Below are 21,449 nucleotides of genomic sequence, written 5' to 3'. Positions count from 1 at the left end.
ACCATTTCCTATGGCTGTCAGCTCCAAGCATATCCCCGCTCCCGATCTTCATCGGGTGCGCCGCGCCCTTCTTTCCGTTTCCGACAAGACCGGCCTTATCGATTTCGCCAAGGCACTCCATGCCCATGGCGTTGAAATTCTCTCGACCGGCGGCACCGCCAAGTCGATTGCTGCAGAAGGCATTCCTGTAAAGGACGTTTCGGAAGTCACCGGCTTCCCGGAAATCATGGACGGACGCGTGAAGACGCTGCACCCATCGGTTCATGGCGGTCTGCTTGCAGTGCGCAACGACCCTGAACATGTCGCTGCCATGGAAGCCCACGGTATCGGCGGTATCGATCTGGCCGTCATTAATCTCTACCCGTTTGAAGAAGTCCGCTTCAAGGGCGGTGACTACGACACCACTGTTGAAAATATCGACATTGGTGGCCCGGCGATGATCCGCGCTTCGGCAAAGAACCACGCCTATGTCGCAACCGTTGTCGATCCGGCTGACTATGCAGACGTTGTGGCCGAGCTTGAAAAGAACGAAGGCTCACTGCCGATTTCTTTCCGCAAAAAGCTTGCAGCTAAGGCGTTCTCGCGTACTGCCGCTTATGATGCAGCCATTTCCAACTGGTTTGCCGAAGCAATCAACGACGAAACCCCGACCTATCGCTCCGTTGCAGGCAAGCTGCACTCTGTCATGCGTTATGGTGAAAACCCGCATCAGACCGCAGGCTTTTATCTGACCGGCGAACAGCGCCCGGGTGTGGCCACTGCAACCCAGCTTCAAGGCAAGCAGCTTTCCTATAACAACATCAACGATACTGATGCAGCTTTCGAGCTCGTTGCAGAGTTTGACCCAGCCCGCACAGCAGCCGTTGCCATCATCAAGCACGCCAATCCTTGCGGTGTCGCCGAAGCTGCCACCATCAAGGAAGCCTATCTCAAGGCGCTGGCCTGCGATCCGGTTTCGGCCTTTGGCGGTATTGTTGCGCTTAACAAGACACTTGATGAAGCCGCTGCTGAAGAAATCGTCAAAATCTTCACCGAAGTCATCATCGCGCCCGACGCCACTGAAGGCGCACAGGCCATCGTTGCAGCCAAGAAGAACCTGCGTCTGCTGGTAACGGGCGGTCTGCCTGATCCACGCGCCAAGGGCATTGCAGCGAAAACCGTTGCAGGCGGCCTTCTGGTTCAGTCGCGCGACAATGGCGTTGTCGATGATCTTGACCTTAAGGTCGTCACCAAGCGGAGCCCGAGCGAAGCCGAACTCAATGATATGAAATTCGCGTTCCGCGTTGGCAAGCACGTCAAGTCGAATGCAATCGTCTACGTCAAGGATGGCGCAACGGTTGGCATCGGCGCAGGTCAGATGAGCCGCGTGGATTCTGCCCGTATCGCTGCCCGCAAGGCAGAAGATGCGGCAGAAGCAGCTGGTCTTGCCGAACCGCTGACCAAGGGCTGTGTTGTTGCATCCGATGCGTTCTTCCCGTTTGCTGACGGTCTGCTGTCGGCAGTTCAAGCAGGCGCCACGGCGGTTATCCAGCCGGGTGGCTCAATGCGTGACGATGAAGTTATCGCCGCTGCTGACGAGCATGGCATAGCCATGGTGATGACCGGAATGCGTCACTTCCGCCACTAGAGCGCGTTTCGATCTGAATGAATCAGATCGGCGCTCTAACGGTTTTTATTTGAAGCATAATGTTATCGATCCTCGTTTCATTCGGTCGGATTATGCTCTAATATAGCAATCGATATTGAACCCAAAAGCCCCGGCAACACTATGTTGCTGGGGCTTTTTCTTTGAATTCTTGGTAGGTCTGAGAATTTTCGCAAACGAAAGTGCACCCTATTAATTAGCCTGCAAATCTTATCAAAGAGGGGGGATAATTGCGAAAAAATACCCCTATTGCTTTCGTTTGATATTCATATTATTTCGATTAAGTTCACTTAATACGTAAGCGCAACGAAATGCATTAGCTACAAAGTATCAGGAGAGCTACAATACGGGCCTGAATGATGTTGAAGTGGCCACCTGCTCAAAAGGGGTAAAGTGGCTTTTGGAGAGGCGCATATATTCATTCGAAATTGGCGAAAATGGGTTGCAACGGACATACATATCCGCATCCTGACAAGATCTCTGCCATTTGAGCGGGAGGAGCATAGTAAATGACAAAGTTCGTCGGTTCCATCGATCAGGGAACCACCAGTTCACGTTTTATCATTTTTGACCGGAACGGCGATATTGTCGCCATCGATCAGCGCGAACACGAGCAGATCTATCCCAAAGCTGGCTGGGTCGAGCACAATGCCAATGAAATCTGGCGCAACACGCAGCATGTTATCACCGAAGCACTGAAGAAGGCGAAGCTCAAGGCTTCCGATATTGTATCGGTCGGCATCACCAATCAGCGCGAAACGACGCTTTTGTGGGACAGGAAAACCGGCGTACCGCTTTACAACGCGATTGTCTGGATGGATACGCGCACGGACGAGCTGGTTGATCATTTTGTCAAAGATGGCGGCGCAGATCGTCTGCGCGACAAGACCGGACTGCCAATCTCGACTTATTTCTCAGGCCTTAAATTGCGCTGGATACTCGATAAGGTTCCAGGTGCGCGTGAAAAGGCAGAAGCGGGCGATGCGTTGTTCGGCACCATTGATAGCTGGCTTGTCTGGAACCTCACCGGCGGCACAAAAGGCGGCATTCACATCACCGATGTAACCAATGCGTCGCGTACCCAGCTGATGGATTTGGCTACGCTCAAATGGGATGAGGAAATCCTGCAGCTTTTCGATATTCCTGCGGCTTGCCTGCCAGAAATCCGTCCTTCCAGTGAAGTCTATGGCGAAATCACCCTGCCTGCGCTTGGTAGTGTCAAGCTTGCAGGTATTCTGGGCGATCAGCAGGCAGCTCTTTTCGGTCAGGCCTGCCTTGAGCCGGGTGAAGCCAAAAACACCTACGGCACCGGTTGCTTCATGCTGATGAATACTGGCGAGAAGCTGGTCCCATCCACCTATGGGCTGCTGACAACCGTTGCCTATCAGCTTGGCGACAAAAAACCTGTCTATGCGCTGGAAGGCTCCATCGCGATCACCGGCGCACTGGTGCAATGGCTGCGCGATAATCTTGGCATTATCAAAACCAGTGGCGACATTGAAACGCTGGCGCGCACGGTCGAAGACAATGGCGATGTCTATTTCGTTCCTGCCTTCTCCGGCCTCTATGCGCCGCATTGGGAGGATTCGGCACGCGGCGTCATTGCTGGTCTGACGCGCTTTGCCAATAAAGGTCACATCGCCCGTGCCGCCCTTGAAGCAAGCGCCTATCAGGTACGCGAAGTGCTGGAAGCCATGGTCAAGGATTCAGGCGTGAAGATCACCGAATTGCGTGCGGATGGCGGCATGACCATCAATGAACTGCTTATGCAGTTCCAGTCAGATATTCTGAATGTTCCGGTCGTGCGCCCGAAGATCATCGAAACCACAGCGCTTGGTGCAGCTTATGCGGCTGGGCTTGCCGTGGGCTATTGGAAGTCGACAAACGACATCATTGAGAACTGGCAGGTCGGCCAGCGCTGGCATCCAAAGATGACTGTAAAGGAACGGACCAGCCTGTTCAACGCGTGGGAGAAGGCCGTGCAGCGGTCCCTCAACTGGGTCGATTAAAACTAAGGTTCTCGTAACAGACCAAACTTGAAAACGATCAGTGATTATCGACAGCCGGTGAACACATCCGCTCACCGGGCGGCTTTTTAGCACCTGAATTATTCTCTCGGAGTAGATGATGAACAATGGCTTTATCGGTGAATTTCTCGGCACGATGATGCTCATCCTGTTGGGCGATGGTGTGGTTGCAAACGTGCTTCTTGCAAAATCCAAAGGCCAGAATTCCGGCTGGATCGTCATTACCGCGGGCTGGGGCTTTGCTGTTCTCTGCGGCGTGATGGTTGCCGTCGCTGCCGGCAGTGCGGGCCACCTCAACCCTGCAGTGACGCTTGCTTTCTATGCAGCCGGTACTTTTCCACCAGCCGAAGTGGTACCCTATATCGTAGCGCAGATGCTTGGTGCTTTCGCAGGTGCGGTGCTTGTCTATCTCGCCTATCTGCCCCACTGGAAACCAACGGAAGACAAAGGGCTTAAGCTCGGCGTCTTCTGCACCGGACCTGCCATCCGCAACATACCGGCCAATTGCCTGACGGAAATAATCGGCACATTTGTTCTGGTCTTTGTGGTCATTGCAATTGGCGCAAAGGCTGTCGGGGCAACGGGCGCTCTTGGACCACTGATGGTGGGTTTGCTTGTCTGGGCGCTTGGTGTTTCGCTCGGCGGCCCTACCGGCTATGCGATCAATCCGGCACGCGATCTCGGACCACGCATCGCCCACGCATTGCTGCCTATTCCGGGCAAAGGCAGCTCGGACTGGTCCTATGCCTGGGTGCCCGTGGCAGCACCGATCATCGGTGGTTTTCTTGCCATGACCTGCGCCAAAGCGGCTGGCATGATTTAGGAAAATGACTGGCGTCGCTTATTCCTGCGCCAGTCATTTATATCCGTTCAGCCGGATAGGGTGTTGCCTTTGCCAACAAAAGGCCGGCTGCAAACAATATGACAAGCACCGACATGCCGAATGCAGCGGATCCAGTAATCGCTGTAACCGTTGCTACAAGAAACGGACCGATAAAGCTGGTGGCCCGTCCCGCCAGCGCATAAATGCCAAAATAGCGGCCGGATTCTTCCGGTTTGATGCTGCGTGCAAACCACGACCTTGAGGAAGCCTGAACCGGGCCGAATGCGGCACCGATCATCAGTCCGTAAACCAGATAGGCATGTTCAGCGGGTGTCGCGAACAATCCTTTAGCATCTGTCGGCGCAAACCTCATGAAGCCGAACAGCGTCGATTGATGATCCGTCGAAACAATTCCAAGGGAAGCGACCAGCAATAAAACAATTGATCCGAGCACGATAACCTTCGAACCAAACCGCACATCAAGCTTGCTGGCCAGAAGACAGCTAAAAATTGCCATGACATTCAGGATCATTCCGAAAAGACCGATTTCGGTAATCGACCAGCCAAACAGCACTGCCGCATAGCCAGCACCAAGTGCCAATAATGCGTTCACACCATCTTGATAGATCATGCGGGCAATCAGAAAACGCACAATCCCCGGGCGCTTACGCACCTCTCTCAGCGTAGACTTCAGTTCCGATAGGCCAGACCGGAGAGCGCGGCTCAAGGGTTCTCCCTTTGCAACATCGGGCGTGAAGAAAAACATCGGCAGAATAAATATGAGATACCACAAGGCTGAGATCGGCCCTGCAATACGTCCATCTTCACCTTTCACGGGATCAAGCCCGAACAGCGGGTCAATACCGATAATCGTCTTTCCGGTCTCGGGCGATGCAGCAAGACATAGTACGATGAAAATCAACACCGTCATGCCGCCCATATAGCCCAGCCCCCACGCGATATTTGACACACGCCCTATATCATTATGCGGCACCAGTCGTGGCATCATCGAATCGTTAAAGACGATGGAAAACTCAGCTGCCACCATGGCCAGCGCGAAAGCCGACAAGACCCAGTAGATATTTGCGCCCGGCACTGCAAACCACAGCAATGACAGGCAAACAATCTTGATAACGGCAAAAAAGGCGATCCACGGTTTGCGTGCACCTGTTCTATCAGAAATAGCTCCCAAGATCGGCGAAAGGATTGCCACCGCCAGCCCTGCAGCTGCAAAACCATAGCCCCATGCAATCTGCCCCGCTTCAGGACTCGCAGCCATGCGCGAAATGAAATAGGGTCCAAAAATAAAAGTGGTTACGACCGTAAAAAACGGCTGTGCCGCCCAGTCGAAGAATATCCAGCCCCATACGCCGCGGCGTGAAGAATAGCCGTTCGCTACCATCGCATGATCCGTCTTCTGTTGCGCCCTCCCCGCGAAGCGTTGAGAAGGTACACTGCTAACAGACACACCACAACAAAGCAAAAAGGGCGACCGAAGCCGCCCATTTCAATTCTATTTGTGTGGCGCAGCTTACTGGGTCAGGTCCGACATCAGACCGGCGGCAACAGCCAGACGCGACACGGTGAGATCGCCGCCTTCGGTCAGAGCAACCATACGGTTTCTGATCTGGTCGATGCGTGCTGCATCTTCCGCAAACCATGCCGCCGCCGGATCCTTGTCCTTGCCGTGCTTTTTCAGTGCTGCAATCGTGATGCCACGCGCTGCCTGCGTGATCGTATCGCTCGCACGCGACAGTGCCAGACCGTCATAATAATCGGTGACTGGAATTGTGCGCGCGGCTTCTTCGATACGGCCAATGCGGAAGGCTTCCGATACGCCGAAATACGCCTTTGCTGTTGCAACCAGATCGGCAGAAGCCAGATGAGCGATCAACGCGATATCCGGCATGATACCTGCAAGCTGCAGATTGGCCAGACGCTGAGCAAGCTTCTCCGGTGCACCCTTCTGAACGAAGGCTGCCTTGTCGGCCTGCACCGCATCAATCAAGTAGTCCGGCATCAGGCTATCGAAGCGTGGCTCAAGAGCCGAACGCGCCGTGGTGATCGTGTTCACCAGTTCTGTCAGGTTTGCACGCGTGGTGTCGTTGCGCAGAACCCAGGCCGTCGTCGTAAGCAGCATCTCGCCAACCAGATGATAGAACTGGTTCTGCACATCACCTGACACTTTGTTATCGAGCGCATCGATAGCATCATAGATCGCATTGATCTCAAAGCCATCACGCACTGCCACATAAGCGCGGACGATGTCGGCAGGCGACTTGCCGGTCGTATCGGCCAGACGGCTGATGAAAGTGATACCACCACGATTGATAATATCATTAGCCAGCAAAGTAGCGATGATTTCGCGCTTCAAACGGTGATTGGAAATTTCCTCGGCATAGGTTTTCACCATACGCTTCGGGAAATAACCAAACAGTAGTTGCTTAAAGTAAGGCTCGTCTGGGAGCCTGCTTGCCACCAGATCGTCCGACAGTGACAGCTTGGCATAAGCGAGCAAAACCGCAAGTTCCGGACGCGTCAGCGGCTGTCCTGATTTCTGGCGATCATTAAGCTCCGCATCCGATGGCAGATATTCGACTTTGCGATCCAGCAGCTTGCGCGCTTCAAGCTCGTCCATGAAACGAGCCTGATAAGGCAGCTCCGTGAGGCCCTGACGTTCGCTCAATGAAAGTGCGAGCGGCTGGAGATAGTTATTGCGCAGCACCAATTCCGATACATCATCGGTCATGCTCACCAGCAGCTTGTCGCGTGCCGGACGCTTGAGCTTGCCCGAACGCATGGCAGCGGCCAGTGCAATCTTGATATTAACCTCAACGTCGGAGCAGTTGACGCCTGCCGAGTTGTCGATGGCATCGGTATTGTTGCGGCCACGGGTCAATGCATATTCGATGCGTCCGCGTTGCGTGACACCGAGATTTGCTCCCTCGCCGATCACCTTCGCCCGAACTTCCGAACCCGTGATACGGATTGCATCATTGGCGCGATCACCGACCTGCACGTCCGTTTCAGCACCAGCTCGAATATAGGTGCCGATACCACCGAACCACAGAAGATCAACTTCCGCCTTCAGGATGGCCGTCATGATTTCCTGCGGCGAAGCTGTGGTTTTGCCAAGGCCGATGGCCTTTGCAGCTTCAGCTGACAGCGTAATCGTCTTCTGACTGCGGCTATAAACCCCACCGCCTGACGAGATCTTCGAACGATCATAATCCTGCCAGCTTGAGCGCGGCAGTTCGAACAGACGCTTGCGTTCTGCAAAGCCGTCAGCCGGAACCGGGTTCGGATCGATGAAGATGTCACGATGATCAAAGGCTGCAACCAGCCTGATCTGTTCAGACAACAGCATACCGTTACCGAACACATCTCCCGACATATCGCCAACACCGGCAACCGTAAACGGCTCGGTCTGGATATCCTTGTCGAACTCACGGAAATGCCGCTTCACGGCTTCCCATGCCCCACGCGCGGTGATGCCCATGCCCTTGTGGTCGTAACCGGCGGAGCCACCCGATGCGAAAGCATCATCGAGCCAGAAGTCATGTGCCTGGCTGATCGCATTTGCCGTATCGGAGAAGGTTGCAGTCCCCTTGTCGGCAGCAACAACGAAGTATGGATCATCATTGTCGTGACGAACCACGTCCGCAGGTGGCACAACATCATTGTCATGAATATTATCAGTGACCGACAGAAGCGTGGAGATGAAGACCTTATAGGCATCACGACCGGCTTCAAACACGGCATTGCGATCGCCACCAACCGGCAGGCGCTTCGGATAGAAGCCGCCCTTGGCGCCAACCGGCACGATCACAGCATTCTTGACCTGCTGTGCCTTCACAAGGCCCAGCACTTCTGTGCGGTAATCCTGTGCACGGTCCGACCAGCGCAGACCACCACGCGCAACAGCGCCGAAGCGCAAATGTACGCCTTCCACTTCCGGGCCATAGACAAAGATTTCACGATATGGACGCGGATCAGGCAGACCTTCGACAAGCCGCGGATTGAGTTTGAACGCGAATGTCACGCGTGGCTTGCCTTCAGCATCCGGCTGATAGGCATTGGTGCGCAACGTTGCTTCGATTAGGTTGCGGAAACGACGCAGAATCTGGTCATCATCCGCGCTCGGCACACCGAGAAGAGCAGTCTCAATTCCGTCAACCAGCTTCTTTTCAGCGGCGTCGCGACGCTTGGCCGATGGGTTGAAGCGCAGATCAAACAGCGAATAGAGATCGCTGGCAATTTCCGGATAACGGTTGAGTGCTGCGGCAATGAAACCTTGCGAATAGGCGATGCCTGCCTGCTGCAGATAGCGGCCATAAGAACGCAGGATCATGATCTGACGTGCGCTCAGACGTGCGGTCTGCACCAAGGCGTTATAACCGTCATTATCAGCGAGAGCGTCCCAGACAGTGCGGAACACATCTTCGAGCATCTCGCCATCGTCGGACAGATCAACCGGTGCACCATAGGCATTCACGAGCTGCATATCATGCACGTAAACAGCAGAGCCATCCTTGCCCGCATGCGGCAAGTCGATAGTCTGCTCGCTGACGACGCGGAAGCCCATATTTTCAAGAAGCGGCACGCGCTGCGACAGCACAACCGGTGCGCCATGATGATAGAGCTTGAGTGAAACCGCGTCTGGGCCATCGGTACGATAGCGATAGAAGTCCACGAAAAGCGGGGCTTCTGCACTCAGGCCAGCAATGCGCTCTGCATCGACCAGCGCTTCCGGTGCGGTGAAGATTTCACGATAGGACTGCGGGAAGCTCGAAGCGAGAGCTATGGTCTTTGCATCCGCACTGTCCGAGCTTTCACGCACGGCGTCTTCCCAAGTACGAACGATCGAACGCACTTCTTCTTCCAGCGCATCGCGATCCACATGCGGCGTGGAGCGTTCATGACGCCGGATGACGAACTGAACGCGCGTCAGACCATTCTGCAGGAAGACCGGATGGAATTCGAAGCTGTCGCCGCCGTAAATCTCGACGAGATAACGACCAATCTTCTCCCGCACGACAGAGTCGTAGCGGTCACGCGGGATATAGACCAGAACGGTGGCAAAACGACCAAAGCGGTCAAGACGAGGAATGGCACGAACGCGGGGGCGCTCGCCCAGAGCCAGAATCAGTTCGGCATTGGCCGTCAGGCTGTCCGTATCGATCTGGAAAAGCTCATCGCGCGGATATTCTTCCAAAACATTGATGAGTGCCTTGCCAGAATGGTCTTCGCGGTTGAAGCCAAGATGCTTGATAACCGTGTCTGCTTTGGAACGGATGAACGGGATACCGGCAACCGAGCTGATATAAGCAACGGATGTGAACAGACCAACGAGACGCAACTCACCAATCGCGTCGCCATTCGGCCCGAAAATCTTCACGCCGATATAGTCAAGATAAGACCGGCGATGCACCAGTGAAAGCGAATTGGCTTTTGTGACGATGAGCGGTTCGTTGCTATCGAGGAATTCTGTAACCTCGCGCGGCGTTACCGTATCATCATCGTCCTTGCGCAGAACACGGACTTCGCTGTCATTGAGAATACCAAGCGTTTCCTTGACCGGAACCAGTTCACGCTTTTCGCCTTTGCCCTTGAAGGTCAACTCGCGCATTCCAAGGAAAATGAAGCGATCATCACGCAGCCATTCGAGGAAGGCGATTGCCTCCGGCATGGCTGGATCAAGGGTGAGTTCCTGAACGCGCTTATAATCGGCGATAGCGTCATCAAGACGCTTGAGCATCGGCTTCCAGTCGCTGACAGCCGCGCGAACCTGTCCGAGCACGCGCTTGATGGCTGTGGTCAGATCGGCCTTAGCCTGCTTGTCTAGGGCTGGCAGATGGATCTGCACAAGGCTGACGCGCTCAACGCCCTTGGCAGGTGCGAGCTGCGAAGCTTCGCCCAGAATTGTAAGGCCGTCCTTTTGCCGCTCGATATCGAGAACCGGGTGAACAACCATGAAAATCTGGCTGACATGATCATTCAGCTCACCCATGATCGAGTCGAGCAGGAACGGCATGTTGTCGTTGACAATGGTAATGACGCTGACGGGACGACCATGGCGTTCGATGCTGTTATCGACGCTGATGATGCTCTTGCCCTTGCGATAAGATTCCAGCGCTTCATAGCCGTACTGGGCAGATTTATCGAGCGCTGCAGCATCGTAAGCCGCAAGATCTTCGGGCGGTGCCCATTCGAAGAGAAGCTGCGAAAAGGCAATAAGCGCCTTCGACTGTCCTCCCTTCTTCTCCTCCTTGCTTGCCTTGGAACCTTTAACTTTGCTCGACCGATCCTGCTTTGCAGTCACGTCGGATACTCCTGTCATGATGGCAATGCGCGCCAAACTAGCAGATTAGCCACTCGTTTCGATGACAAATCGTTGAAAACAACCAAATATTTCTGTGAAAGTCAGAAAACTTGCATCTAATCCATTTAATTTGGAACAAAACTTCTAAAATCCTTCGGGAAATTTCGAAATATGCCGCTCGGCTTTACTTTAAGGATCATCAAAGCGTTACGTAAGCGTCATAAAAGCTAAATTTCGCCACAAATGAGCGGCGAATCCTCAGCGTAATTCGACCGATCAAAGTTCGATCAGATGGTCATCCAGTTCATTGATATCGTGCTCGCCCGCTGGGAAATGACGTTCCAGCAATGCACCCGCCTGACCGATCGCCAGCACGAAACCTTCGGCTACTTCCGCACGCGAAGCATGATGCGTCAGCGTGGCGACAATGCCGTTCCATTCCTCCTGCTCGACCCGCACATCAATGCCTGCATCGGCAATGACTTCCGCATAATGTTCGGCCATGGAAACAAACAGCAGAATTCCGGTGCGGTGTTCGGTGATATGGACATTGCGCGCCAGAAACTGCTGCAGCGCGTTGAGATGTGCGCGCTTGTAACGAATACGGCGTGGCACCAGCAGAAGACGGATTGACGGCAAAAACCGCAGCACCAGCATCGCTGTGATAAAAGAGGCCAGCACGGCCAGACCAAACATCGGCAGGCGAATATCAAACCAGTACCAATGCGCAAGAAACGCCGCGATCACCGAAGCAATCAGGATGCCGCAGGTCGCAACAAAGCCCGCCGCGAAAAAATAGTCATCGCTGGTGCGTGCCAGAACCGCGTAGATTTCACCGCTCGTATTGGTTTCAGCAGCACGTATCGCCTCGGCAATACGCTTGTGATCCTGATCGTTGATAAGGTTTTTGCTTCGCACAGAACTCTCCCTTACCAACTACCCGAAGCGCCGCCACCACCCGACGAACCACCGCCGCCGGAAAACCCGCCGCCACCTCTGCTGCCCGATGACCATCCGCCACCACCGCCGGAAAAGCCACCTCCGCCCCCGGACCCGCCACGGGAATTAAAATCCATCACCATGCCAAGCCAGCGATATTTTCCCGGACCGATCTTTTGGCCAAAAATCGGCGTCAAGATTGCCATGCCGAAGCCGCCGAAGAAGATCAGGGCCCAGAAAGTAATGAAAACGACGAAAACCCAATCAATGTCATCGGAACCGGAGCTCGTCTGAACATTCCGCTTGGCACGCGCTTCCAGTTCGGCAGCATCGCCGGACAGCACGGACAGAATGCCATCGACGCCCTGCACGATACCGTTTGAATAATTGCCCGTGCGGAATTCCGGAATGATCGTGCCATTGATGATGACGCTCGAAAGCGCATCCGTCATCGTGCCTTCAAGCCCGTAACCGACCTCGATACGCACCTTGCGATCATTTGGTGCCACAACCAGCAGAATGCCGTTGTTTTCCTGCTTCTGGCCCAATGCCCAGGCGCGGAACAAACGATTGGAGTAGCTTTCAATGTCCTCGCCATTGAGGCTTGGAACAGTCACAACGACCACCTGATCGGATGATTTTGCTTCAAAATCCGCGAGCTTCTGGATGAGTTGCTGTCGTTCAGCCGGATCAATGATCCCCGCCGCATCAACAACGCGTCCTGTCAGCACCTGTGCCGGCTTTGCTGCATCCTGCGCATTCGCGCCAAAGGCGATGAAGTTCGCAAACAGGAAAAGCAGAAAAGCAGCAAGCAGCCGTGGCCCATTCAGGCCACGAACAACCGCCTCACGAAAGGGAAGCAAAGCTACCACGGAATGCCCGATCAGTTGTTGAAGTTGACCTGAGGCGCCGACTGGCTTGCAGCATCTGCGGTGAATGTCTGCATAGGCGCGGCATCACGATACCAGATCCATGTCCAGATCATCGTCGGCATGGTGCGGATCGTCGTATTATAGACGCGGACCGCTTCGATATAATCGCGACGTGCCACGGCAATACGGTTTTCCGTACCTTCAAGCTGCGACTGCAGCGCGAGGAAGTTCTGGTTTGCTTTGAGATCGGGATAACGCTCCACAACAACCATCAGGCGCGATAACGCACTGGTGAGGTTTGCCTGATTGTCCTGAAACTGTTTGAAAAGCTCTGGATTGTTGAGCGTCTCCGGCGTGATCTGTACCTGCGTGGCCTTGGCACGCGCGTCGATGACAGCCTGCAGCGTTTCCTTTTCGTGGGCAGCATAGCCCTTCACTGTCTCAACCAAGTTGGGAACGAGATCGGCACGGCGTTGATACTGGTTCTGCACTTCGCTCCACGCAGCCTTGGCTTTTTCCTCATTGGTGGGAATTGTATTGAAACCGCAAGCTGAAAGCAGCGGCACAAGCATCACAAGACCCAGAGCAATGAGAATACGGCGAACCGATGCTGGGACTGGGAAAGAACGGATAGCGGTCACAGCCGACATAGTGTTCTCCTGAAAAAGGCGCCTTCGCAGCGCCAGAAACAATCATGGTTACCCACATATGCGTGTTTACGAAAATGCGAGCCGTCAAATCAATAAGATAGACGAATTTTGCGCATCGTCCAGCCCGTTTACCAAAGGCAGTTGGATGCGCGTGAAACTACCCCCTCAACCATCGTCGTGAACAAAACAGACTGACGCCCTTCAACAGTGTTGACTCTATCAACATACTGGATATTGATAGAGTCAACATAAGAGATAGCTTTGCAAAGGCGGATGCGGGTATGACACTCAACGAAAATCAGGACGATATCAGCAAGCTGCGCGCATTCAACCGTGTCTATACACGCCGCTTGGGCTTGCTCAACGCTCATCTCGACAAGAGCCCGTTCACGCTCACCGAAGCGCGCATTCTCTACGAGATTGCCCATCGGGCCATGCCAACTGCTGCAGACGTCATGCGTGTTCTCGGACTTGACCGTGGTCAGCTTAGCAGAACACTGAGGCGATTTGCCGAGCGTGGCTTGCTGGAAACTTCGCCACACCCTGATGGTGGCCGTAGCCGTCCGATTGAACTGACTGAAGCTGGACGAAAGGCCTATTCCGCACTTGAAAGCAACACCTGCAAGGCTGTCGGCGGGCTTCTCGAAGAACTGCGTCCAGAACAACGCAGCAATCTGGTGGCTGCCGCAGGCACCATCATGCGCATATTCGACGAGGATCACCGCCCGGAAGCCACTTTACGCGACTTGCAGGCTGGCGACATCGGCTGGATCATCCACCGGCAATCCGTGCTTTACACCAAAGAATACGGTTGGAATCACGAATATGAAGCACTCGTCGCGCGCATTCTCGCCGACTACATTGAATCCTTTGACCCGACACATGATGGAGCCTGGGTCGCTGAAATCGATGGTCGCATCGTTGGCTCGGTATTTCTGGTGCGCGCAGACCGGCCCAAACTTGGCAAGCTGCGTTTGCTCTATGTTGAGCAGGAAGCACGCGGAACAGGTATCGGTGCGAAGCTGGTAAATGCTTGTATTGAACGCGCCCGCGCAGTCGGTGACGAAAAACTTACATTATGGACAAACAGCGTGCTCACAACAGCCCGACGCCTCTATGAGCGAGCCGGATTCCAGCTTGTCGATGAAGCGCCGCACCATTCATTCGGCGTTGATCTGATCGGGCAGACCTGGGAAATGGATTTGAAATAAAACGTAAAAGACCGCTCGATCTTCCGAAAAAAAACGGCGGATCGCTCCGCCGTGTTTCCATTCGCAATGTGCGAGAAATTATTCACTTGCAGCTTCTTCAGCAGGAGCAGCAGCGGCGGCTGCAGCTTCAGCGGCCTTAGCAGCAGCTTCTTCTTCAGCCTGCTTGGCAAGAGCGAGACGCTCCTGAGCCTTTTTGCCTGGGAGACCCTTGGTCAGGTTGCTGCGTGCTTCACGCTTTGCAAGACCGGCCTGGTCGAGGAAACGAAGGACGCGATCGGTTGGCTGTGCGCCCTGTGCAATCCAATGCTGGATGCGGTCAGCGTCAAGCTTTACGCGTTCAGCGTCTTTAGCAAGCATTGGGTTCCATGCACCAACGGTTTCGATGAAACGGCCGTCGCGTGGGCTGCGAGCGTCAGCAACAACAACGTGGTAGTAAGGACGCTTCTTGGAGCCAGCGCGGGCGAGACGAATCTTAAGAGCCATTTTTTCTTTCCTTTAGTCAATTACTCTGCCCTTGATGGGCGATAGGTTAAACCGTTTTACGGTATTCAGTTTCCGCTGTGGTTGGCAGCGGCATGCTCATGGTGCCGAATGACTTCCTTCACGATGAAGTTCAGGAATTTTTCGGCAAAATCTGGGTCGAGATGGGCATCAACTGCGAGACCACGAAGACGCTCGACCTGACGCTTCTCACGCGCCGGGTCAGCAGCGGCAAGGCCGCGCTCAGCTTTCAGGACACCCACAGCCTTGGTGCAGCGAAAACGTTCCGCAAGCATGTGGATGAGTGCCGCATCGATATTATCGATGGATGCACGCAGTGCGAGAAGTTCAGCAGGTACAGTGTTCTGTTCGTCAGCCATCTTGCTCACTTCTTCTTCGGTAGACCCGGCAGACCACCAAGGCCCGGAAGCTTAGGTCCGCCTAAACCAGGCAACCCACCACCCGGCAGCCCCGGCAGACCGCCACCCTTGGTAAGACCAGCTGCTTCTGCCTGCTTGGCAAGCGCTTCAAGCTGCTTGGGATCCATCTTGGACAGATCAGGCATACCGCCCATTCCCCCACCTAGACCACCAAGGCCCATCTTGTTGGCAAGGCCGCCCATCATCTGCTTCATCATTCCGCCCTTGCCTTTACCCATGACTTTCATCATGTCGGCCATCTGGCGGTGCATCTTGAGAAGCTTGTTGATGTCTGCAGCACTGGTACCGGAACCCTTGGCAATCCGCTGCTTGCGGCTGTGCTTGAGAAGATCGGGATTGGCGCGCTCAGCCTTTGTCATCGAGCCTATAATGGCGAGCTGACGATCAAATACCTTGTCGTCAAGACCGGCTGCTGCAGCCTTGTCTTTCATTCCGCCCATGCCGGGCATCATGCCCATGATGCTGCCCATACCACCGAGCTTTTTCATCTGGCCCAGCTGGTCAGCAAGATCATTGAGATCGAACTTGCCTGACTGCATCTTCTTGGCCATCGCTGCGGCTTTTTCCGCGTCGATGTTTTCAGCAGCCTTCTCGACGAGCGAAACAATGTCGCCCATGCCAAGAATACGGTCGGCAATACGCTTGGGATAGAACTCCTCAAGCGCATCCATTTTTTCGCCGGTGGCGATCAGCTTGATCGGCTTGCCGGTGATGGCGCGCATCGAAAGAGCTGCACCGCCACGGCCATCGCCATCCATACGGGTGAGAACGATACCGGTAATGCCGACGCGCTCATCGAAGTTGCGCGCGAGATTAACGGCGTCCTGACCGGTGAGGCTGTCTGCCACAAGCAGAATTTCATGCGGATTGGCGGCCTTGCGGATATCCGCCATTTCCACCATCAGCGGCTCATCAATATGCGTGCGACCAGCGGTATCGAGGATAACCACATCATGACCACCGAGCTTTGCAGCCTGCACGGCGCGCTTGGCGATTTCAACCGGCGACTGGCCAGCGATGATTGGCAATGTATCGACAGAGGTTTGAATGCCAAGCTGACGAAGCTGTTCCTGTGCTGCTGGACGACGCGTATCGAGCGACGCCATCAGCACCTTTTTGCGTTGACGCTCAGTCAGACGCTTGGCGATCTTGCCGGTTGTCGTCGTCTTACCCGAGCCCTGCAGACCCACCATCATAATGACGACAGGTGCCGGTGCGTTCAGGTCAATCGAAACGCCTTCGGTGCCAAGCATTTCGATAAGCTCGTCATGGACGATCTTAACGACCATCTGGCCGGGCTTGATGCTTTTGAGAATTTCTGCGCCGACTGCCTTCTCTCGAACGCGGTCGGTAAACGAGCGAACCACTTCCAGCGAAACGTCGGCTTCGATCAGCGCACGACGCACTTCGCGCAGCGCAGCCGTCACGTCGCTTTCAGAAAGAGCGCCGCGTCCGGTAAGGCCGTTCAGAATGGAGCCAAGACGCTCCTGAAGTGATTCAAACATCGAGTTTCCTTTTAATCCGAGAGGAGGCGTAAGGCTTCGTCAGGGATACATCGTTCTTTGACCAGACCAGTTCAAGAAGCAACCAAAGCGATACAGCACCCGAGGGCGCATCGCGCTGTCGGATGTGGACCTCCGGGATCTCTTTATACCAAATGGGTCCCGGTCGGCGGCTCGCGTTCTGAAGATCGCGGATAGATTGGGTGTGGCTTTAGGGGCCTGAGGCCGCAATGTCAAGCAAAAGGCGGGAAACTGCGCTTTGTAACCGGTAATTTGCCTCTTAAACCACCAAATATCGCCCCCATTTACCAGAACTTGAAGAATCCGTGAAAAAAAGACTATAAGCGCACCGCCGCCGTGCAGGCCTTACGTCGCATTGCAGCATGACATTCGGTGTAAAGAATGGCAAATTCGCGCCGAGGTAGAATCAACTCCGAAGGAGAAAAGAATGGCATTGTTTGCCAAAGGCCGGGTTTGGACGGCAGCAGCAGTTCTTGCAGTGGGTATGATGGCTGGAACCAGCATCGTTGAAGCAGCCCAGTGCGGCAACAATGGTGCCGGCTACAATGCCTGGCTTCAGCAGACGATGAAGGAAGCGCAGTCACGCGGCATTGGCAAACGTGGGCTTGATGCCCTTGCCAAAACGAAATACGCGCAGGCAACCATCAATGCCGACCGCAATCAGAAAAGCTTCAAGCTTTCATTTGATCAGTTCATGCAGAAGCGCGGTGCAAATACGATCATCCAGCGCGGCAAGTCGATCAAGAAGCAGAATGCTGCTCTTTTCGCAGGCATCGAAAAGCGTTATGGTGTTCCTGCTGGCCCATTGATCGCGATCTGGGGCATGGAAACCGGCTTCGGCGCCTATCTCGGCAAACAGCACACACTTTCCGCTGTTGCAACACTGGCATATGATTGCCGTCGCAGCGACTATTTCACCCAGCAGCTTTACGCAGCACTTAAGCTGATCGACAATCAGGACCTCGATCCGAATGCGGTCGGTGCAATGCACGGTGAAATCGGTCAGACCCAGTTCCTGCCGGTCAACGTCCTGAAATACGGTGTGGATGGCGATGGCAGCGGTCACATCGACATGGCCCGCTCGAAAGCTGACGCCCTTTATTCGACCGCCAACTTCCTCGTTGGCCATGGCTGGAAGCGCGGTGCAGGTTATCAGCCCGGCGAACCAAACTATAGTGCAATTCAAGGCTGGAATGCTGCTCAGGTCTACCAGCGTGCCATTGCTGAAATGGGCAAGGCAATCGATCAATAATCATTGGTATGGCTTAACAGTTCACTGTTTCGCAATGATCTAAACAGAGAAAAGCCCCGAAAATCGGGGCTTTTTTCGTCTTATGCTGCTGTTTCCGGTGCATTTTCGACGGAAACTTCAGGTCTTTTAAAGTCTCCGGTCTGTTGATCCATCACCCAAAGCTCGCCGGTCGAAATATCAAACCATGCACCGTAAAGGGTGAGCTTGCCCTTCTTCTCAAGAATATCGACGCATGGGAACGTGCGCAGATTGTTGAGTGAATAGCGTATCGAAATACGCTCAAGCGCCGTCTGACGCTCCGTTGGTGTCATCAGATCGTTATTATTGACCGTCTCTGCGGCAGGTGCGATCAGACTCATCCACTTGCCGATAAAGTCTCCCGGCGAAAGCGGTGCAAATTGCGTATCAAGCGCTGCCTTGATACCACCGCATCGTCCATGACCCATGACAACGATGTTCTTCACCTTGAGGCTCTGCACGGCAAATTCAAGTGCAGCAGAAGCTGCATGGAATTCGCCATCAGGCTCATAAGGCGGTATGAGATTGGCGACATTGCGCAGGACGAAGATTTCGCCCGGTGCAGTATTGAAAATTGTTTCCGGAGCGGCGCGGGAATCGCAGCAGGCAATCACCAGTGTTTGTGGTGCCTGACCTTTTTCAGCGAGTTCCTTATAACGTGCCGTTTCAGAAGCGAAGTGCTCGCTCATAAAGGTTTGGTAACCGGCGAGGAGTGTATCTGGAATATCAGCCATAGATTTCCATTATCCCTATCGAAAACGCAGAGCAATCAAAAACGTGAGACGACAACTTGCGACCCCTTGCCGCCCAGTTGACCTGTTATGCGCGCAATCCCTTGGTTGGGTGAACCAGCCGTCTTGTCTGCACCATAGCCATTGGCGTTGCGAGACTTGAAGCATCCGCTTCAAGCATCAGCTCATCAGCACCGCGTTTTGCGGAACGGGCCATGATTTCGAACACTGCCGCCGTTGTGCTTTGCAGCGTCTTTTCTTCTGAAAAACCAGCAAGCCTGCGCGCGAGAAACACGGCCGATGTCAGGTCGCCCAAGCCATTGGTAGGCCCATCGACACAGCGATGTTCGGCCATCAGCGCAAGGGTTGGTGTGAGCAGAATATTGCCGATACTACCCGTCATCAATGGAAATGCAGACGTCACCAGCATGGTTGCAGGCCCTGTATCAAGGGCTGCTTCCATCAAGGCCTTGTTATCCTCAAGCTCAACCCCCGTCAGCCAAGACAACTCAAAGCGATTGGGCGTTGCAATATCTGCAAGCGGCATCAGGTGATCGCGAATCCCGATGGCTGTTGCTTCCGGCACGTAAAGACCTTTCTGATCGCCAATCACCGGATCGCAGAGGTAAAGCGCATTGGGATTGCGCTCTTTCACCTTTTTAACCAGCCCCGCCACAGCTGCCGCCTGTTCGGGATGGCCAAGATAGCCGGTGAGAATTGCGCCCACTTCACCGAGCCATGGCGCGCGCTCAAGATCCTGCATCAGTGTCGCAAATTCCTGAGCCGGCGGTACGATACGCCCGGCACGACCATGGCCGGGATGCCACGGCAATATCACCGTCGGCACGGCCCACACAGGAAATCCGAGTGTTTCCAGAGCGAAAACAGCGGCGCGGTTTCCGACAGAGCCACGCACGACATGGCTCGAGATGACAATAACGGTTGTCGCGTCCGAAGGCGCAGAAAGCGTCATGTTAAACCTGGCTTTGCATGAGATAAGAAATGAGCCAGACGATAATCGCCAGCGTGATGATGAGTCCAAGTCCACGTCCGATGCGGGTAGCCCAGAGCTCGATCAGATCGTTCTCCGGTGCATCATTGGCAGCAAGATGGCTTGCGGTGCGGGAAAGACCACGACGCACGATGCCCTCGGGGCCGGTCTGCTCCCGCTCCAGCCGCTCAAGAATGCGCTGAGCTTCGTCCTGACGCTCGCGCCCCGGACTGCCGCCCTCGCCTGTTCCCGCCTGATGGCGTTCACCCATGATCTGCCTTCCCTCAAGAAAAGACTCGTTTCCCGGAGACCCGAACCGGGACAGGACATAGCATCACGCCCGGATTGCAGTTCTGCAAGTAGAATATTCTCTGATCAGCCCAGTTTCACGATGAGCTTACCGAAATTGCCACCTTCCAGCATGGAAATGAATGCCTTGGGAGCATTCTCAAGCCCGTCAACGATATCCTCGCGATAACGCACATGGCCGTCAGCAATCCATTTTGCCATTTCATGATAAAAGGCCGGGCGCTGATCGGCAAAATCACGCTGAATGAATCCGCGAATAGTCAGGCTTTTGGTCAGAATATCGCGCATAAGCAGCGGCAACCGATCCGGCCCGTCAAAAACACCACTCTGATTATACTGCGCGATCAGCCCACAGACCGGCACTCGCGCAAACTGGTTGAGCAGCGGCATAACGGCGTCAAACACCTTGCCACCAACATTCTCGAAGTAAACATCAATGCCCTTTGGGCAGGCCAAAGCTAACTCCTGCGCGAAATTATCTGAGCGATGGTCAAGGGCAACGTCAAACCCAAACTCGTCGATCAGCGCTTTGCACTTGTCTGCCCCACCCGCAATACCGACTGCACGCGCACCTTTAAGCTTGGCAATCTGCCCGACAGTCGACCCCACAGGACCAGTCGCGGCAGCGACCACAACTGTTTCACCTTCTTTTGGCTGACCGATCGTAAGCAAACCCGAATAGGCAGTGAAGCCGGGCATCCCCATGACACCAAGCGCCGTTGTGACAGGCACCTGTTCGGGATCGAGCTTGCGCAACGTGGAAGCATCGGCAACCGCATAACTCTGCCAGCCGGAATGCGAGAGAACAAAATCGCCGGGAAGAAAGCCCGCGCTTTTACTTTCCACCACTTCACCGACTGTTCCGCCTTCCATGACAGCACCGATATCTACGGGTGCCGCATAGGATTTGGCAGCACTCATTCGTCCGCGCATGTAAGGATCAAGCGAGAGATAGCGGATTTTCAGGAGAACTTCGCCCTCGCCCGGCTCCGGAATCGCGGCCTCATCGAGCCGAAAATTCTCTGCCGTGGGTCGTCCATCGGGACGCGATGCAAGAACGATACGTTGGTTGGTTTTTCCGCTCATGAAGAATGCTCCTGATAATCACGACTCGGTCATTCATTAAACTAGCGCATCTTCAAGGAAAGTAGACCTTTTGTGATCAAAACCTTTCACAAAAGAAAAACCCCACCACATGGGCGGGGTTCCCTCAAAA

The 21,449-nt window shown here is 54.5% G+C and carries 17 protein-coding genes; 5 read left to right on the top strand and 12 right to left on the bottom strand.

Annotated elements, in window-relative coordinates:
* Positions 1–10: 10 nt before the first annotated feature.
* The 3 genes from purH to H5024_RS02925 all read left to right on the top strand — a co-directional run bounded on the left by purH (position 11) and on the right by H5024_RS02925 (position 4,495).
* The gene (purH, locus tag H5024_RS02935; RefSeq protein ID WP_187543947.1) at positions 11–1,627 is read left to right on the top strand and encodes a bifunctional phosphoribosylaminoimidazolecarboxamide formyltransferase/IMP cyclohydrolase; all 1,617 of its coding nucleotides are present in this window, start codon (positions 11–13) and stop codon (positions 1,625–1,627) included.
* A 527-nt stretch (positions 1,628–2,154) separates the two neighbouring features.
* On the top strand, positions 2,155–3,654 hold the full coding sequence (gene glpK / locus H5024_RS02930) for a glycerol kinase GlpK (protein WP_187543946.1): 1,500 nt from the start codon (positions 2,155–2,157) through the stop codon (positions 3,652–3,654).
* Positions 3,655–3,772: 118 nt separating this feature from the next.
* Complete coding sequence (locus tag H5024_RS02925; RefSeq protein WP_187546554.1) at positions 3,773–4,495, top strand: MIP/aquaporin family protein; 723 nt, start codon at positions 3,773–3,775, stop codon at positions 4,493–4,495.
* Positions 4,496–4,532: 37 nt separating this feature from the next.
* Here the strand turns inward: H5024_RS02925 and H5024_RS02920 are convergent, their stop codons facing one another.
* The 5 genes from H5024_RS02920 to H5024_RS02900 form a co-directional block, all read right to left on the bottom strand.
* The gene (locus H5024_RS02920; RefSeq protein ID WP_187543945.1) at positions 4,533–5,897 is read right to left on the bottom strand and encodes an MFS transporter; all 1,365 of its coding nucleotides are present in this window, start codon (positions 5,895–5,897) and stop codon (positions 4,533–4,535) included.
* A 129-nt stretch (positions 5,898–6,026) separates the two neighbouring features.
* The gene (locus H5024_RS02915) at positions 6,027–10,817 is read right to left on the bottom strand and encodes an NAD-glutamate dehydrogenase (RefSeq protein ID WP_187546552.1); all 4,791 of its coding nucleotides are present in this window, start codon (positions 10,815–10,817) and stop codon (positions 6,027–6,029) included.
* Between the two features lie 276 nt (positions 10,818–11,093).
* On the bottom strand, positions 11,094–11,735 hold the full coding sequence (locus H5024_RS02910; RefSeq protein WP_187543944.1) for a TPM domain-containing protein: 642 nt from the start codon (positions 11,733–11,735) through the stop codon (positions 11,094–11,096).
* A gap of 11 nt (positions 11,736–11,746) precedes the next feature.
* Positions 11,747–12,556: a YgcG family protein gene (locus H5024_RS02905; RefSeq protein WP_187546550.1), complete on the bottom strand. Its 810-nt coding sequence runs from the start codon at positions 12,554–12,556 to the stop codon at positions 11,747–11,749.
* An 83-nt stretch (positions 12,557–12,639) separates the two neighbouring features.
* On the bottom strand, positions 12,640–13,278 hold the full coding sequence (locus H5024_RS02900) for a LemA family protein (protein ID WP_187543943.1): 639 nt from the start codon (positions 13,276–13,278) through the stop codon (positions 12,640–12,642).
* Between the two features lie 281 nt (positions 13,279–13,559).
* On the opposite strand from H5024_RS02900, the gene H5024_RS02895 reads away from it, so the two are divergent.
* On the top strand, positions 13,560–14,489 hold the full coding sequence (locus H5024_RS02895; protein ID WP_187543942.1) for a helix-turn-helix domain-containing GNAT family N-acetyltransferase: 930 nt from the start codon (positions 13,560–13,562) through the stop codon (positions 14,487–14,489).
* A gap of 78 nt (positions 14,490–14,567) precedes the next feature.
* Here the strand turns inward: H5024_RS02895 and rpsP are convergent, their stop codons facing one another.
* The 3 genes from rpsP to ffh form a co-directional block, all read right to left on the bottom strand.
* Positions 14,568–14,972 carry a 30S ribosomal protein S16 gene (gene rpsP / locus H5024_RS02890; protein WP_187543941.1) on the bottom strand — a complete coding sequence of 135 codons (405 nt, stop codon included), beginning with the start codon at positions 14,970–14,972 and terminating at the stop codon, positions 14,568–14,570.
* A 65-nt stretch (positions 14,973–15,037) separates the two neighbouring features.
* Positions 15,038–15,349, bottom strand: a complete 312-nt coding sequence (locus H5024_RS02885; protein WP_007876888.1) for a chorismate mutase — start codon at positions 15,347–15,349, stop codon at positions 15,038–15,040.
* 5 nt (positions 15,350–15,354) lie between these two features.
* Positions 15,355–16,914: a signal recognition particle protein gene (gene ffh, locus H5024_RS02880; protein WP_187543940.1), complete on the bottom strand. Its 1,560-nt coding sequence runs from the start codon at positions 16,912–16,914 to the stop codon at positions 15,355–15,357.
* A gap of 445 nt (positions 16,915–17,359) precedes the next feature.
* On the opposite strand from ffh, the gene H5024_RS02875 reads away from it, so the two are divergent.
* Complete coding sequence (locus H5024_RS02875) at positions 17,360–18,184, top strand: lytic murein transglycosylase (protein ID WP_187543939.1); 825 nt, start codon at positions 17,360–17,362, stop codon at positions 18,182–18,184.
* A gap of 80 nt (positions 18,185–18,264) precedes the next feature.
* Here the strand turns inward: H5024_RS02875 and H5024_RS02870 are convergent, their stop codons facing one another.
* The 4 genes from H5024_RS02870 to H5024_RS02855 form a co-directional block, all read right to left on the bottom strand.
* Positions 18,265–18,936 (bottom strand): carbonic anhydrase, encoded by a 672-nt coding sequence (locus H5024_RS02870; RefSeq protein WP_187543938.1) that lies wholly within the window; start codon positions 18,934–18,936, stop codon positions 18,265–18,267.
* 85 nt (positions 18,937–19,021) lie between these two features.
* Entirely contained in the window at positions 19,022–19,906 is an 885-nt protein-coding gene (pdxY, locus tag H5024_RS02865; RefSeq protein WP_187543937.1) for a pyridoxal kinase PdxY, read from the bottom strand.
* 1 nt (position 19,907) lies between these two features.
* Positions 19,908–20,195 (bottom strand): hypothetical protein, encoded by a 288-nt coding sequence (locus H5024_RS02860; protein ID WP_187543936.1) that lies wholly within the window; start codon positions 20,193–20,195, stop codon positions 19,908–19,910.
* Positions 20,196–20,299: 104 nt separating this feature from the next.
* On the bottom strand, positions 20,300–21,319 hold the full coding sequence (locus tag H5024_RS02855) for an NADP-dependent oxidoreductase (protein ID WP_187543935.1): 1,020 nt from the start codon (positions 21,317–21,319) through the stop codon (positions 20,300–20,302).
* Positions 21,320–21,449 lie beyond the last annotated feature (130 nt).

It is taken from the genome of Ochrobactrum sp. Marseille-Q0166 (assembly GCF_014397025.1).
Classification (GTDB): Bacteria; Pseudomonadota; Alphaproteobacteria; order Rhizobiales; family Rhizobiaceae; genus Brucella.
The sequence above is the reverse complement of the archived record's forward strand: the minus strand, read 5'-3'. Positions and strand labels throughout refer to the sequence as shown.

Excerpts from the sequence above, each read along its gene's own strand:
- purH (WP_187543947.1), top strand. The coding sequence starts at position 11 with ATGGCTGTCAGCTCCAAGCATATCCCCGCTCCCGATCTTCATCGGGTG.
- H5024_RS02855 (WP_187543935.1), bottom strand. The coding sequence starts at position 21,319 with ATGAGCGGAAAAACCAACCAACGTATCGTTCTTGCATCGCGTCCCGAT.
- H5024_RS02870 (WP_187543938.1), bottom strand. The coding sequence starts at position 18,936 with ATGGCTGATATTCCAGATACACTCCTCGCCGGTTACCAAACCTTTATG.
- H5024_RS02895 (WP_187543942.1), top strand. The coding sequence starts at position 13,560 with ATGACACTCAACGAAAATCAGGACGATATCAGCAAGCTGCGCGCATTC.
- H5024_RS02900 (WP_187543943.1), bottom strand. The coding sequence starts at position 13,278 with ATGTCGGCTGTGACCGCTATCCGTTCTTTCCCAGTCCCAGCATCGGTT.
- pdxY (WP_187543937.1), bottom strand. The coding sequence starts at position 19,906 with ATGACGCTTTCTGCGCCTTCGGACGCGACAACCGTTATTGTCATCTCG.
- H5024_RS02920 (WP_187543945.1), bottom strand. The coding sequence starts at position 5,897 with ATGGTAGCGAACGGCTATTCTTCACGCCGCGGCGTATGGGGCTGGATA.
- ffh (WP_187543940.1), bottom strand. The coding sequence starts at position 16,914 with ATGTTTGAATCACTTCAGGAGCGTCTTGGCTCCATTCTGAACGGCCTT.
- H5024_RS02875 (WP_187543939.1), top strand. The coding sequence starts at position 17,360 with ATGGCATTGTTTGCCAAAGGCCGGGTTTGGACGGCAGCAGCAGTTCTT.
- H5024_RS02885 (WP_007876888.1), bottom strand. The coding sequence starts at position 15,349 with ATGGCTGACGAACAGAACACTGTACCTGCTGAACTTCTCGCACTGCGT.
- glpK (WP_187543946.1), top strand. The coding sequence starts at position 2,155 with ATGACAAAGTTCGTCGGTTCCATCGATCAGGGAACCACCAGTTCACGT.
- rpsP (WP_187543941.1), bottom strand. The coding sequence starts at position 14,972 with ATGGCTCTTAAGATTCGTCTCGCCCGCGCTGGCTCCAAGAAGCGTCCT.
- H5024_RS02925 (WP_187546554.1), top strand. The coding sequence starts at position 3,773 with ATGAACAATGGCTTTATCGGTGAATTTCTCGGCACGATGATGCTCATC.
- H5024_RS02860 (WP_187543936.1), bottom strand. The coding sequence starts at position 20,195 with ATGGGTGAACGCCATCAGGCGGGAACAGGCGAGGGCGGCAGTCCGGGG.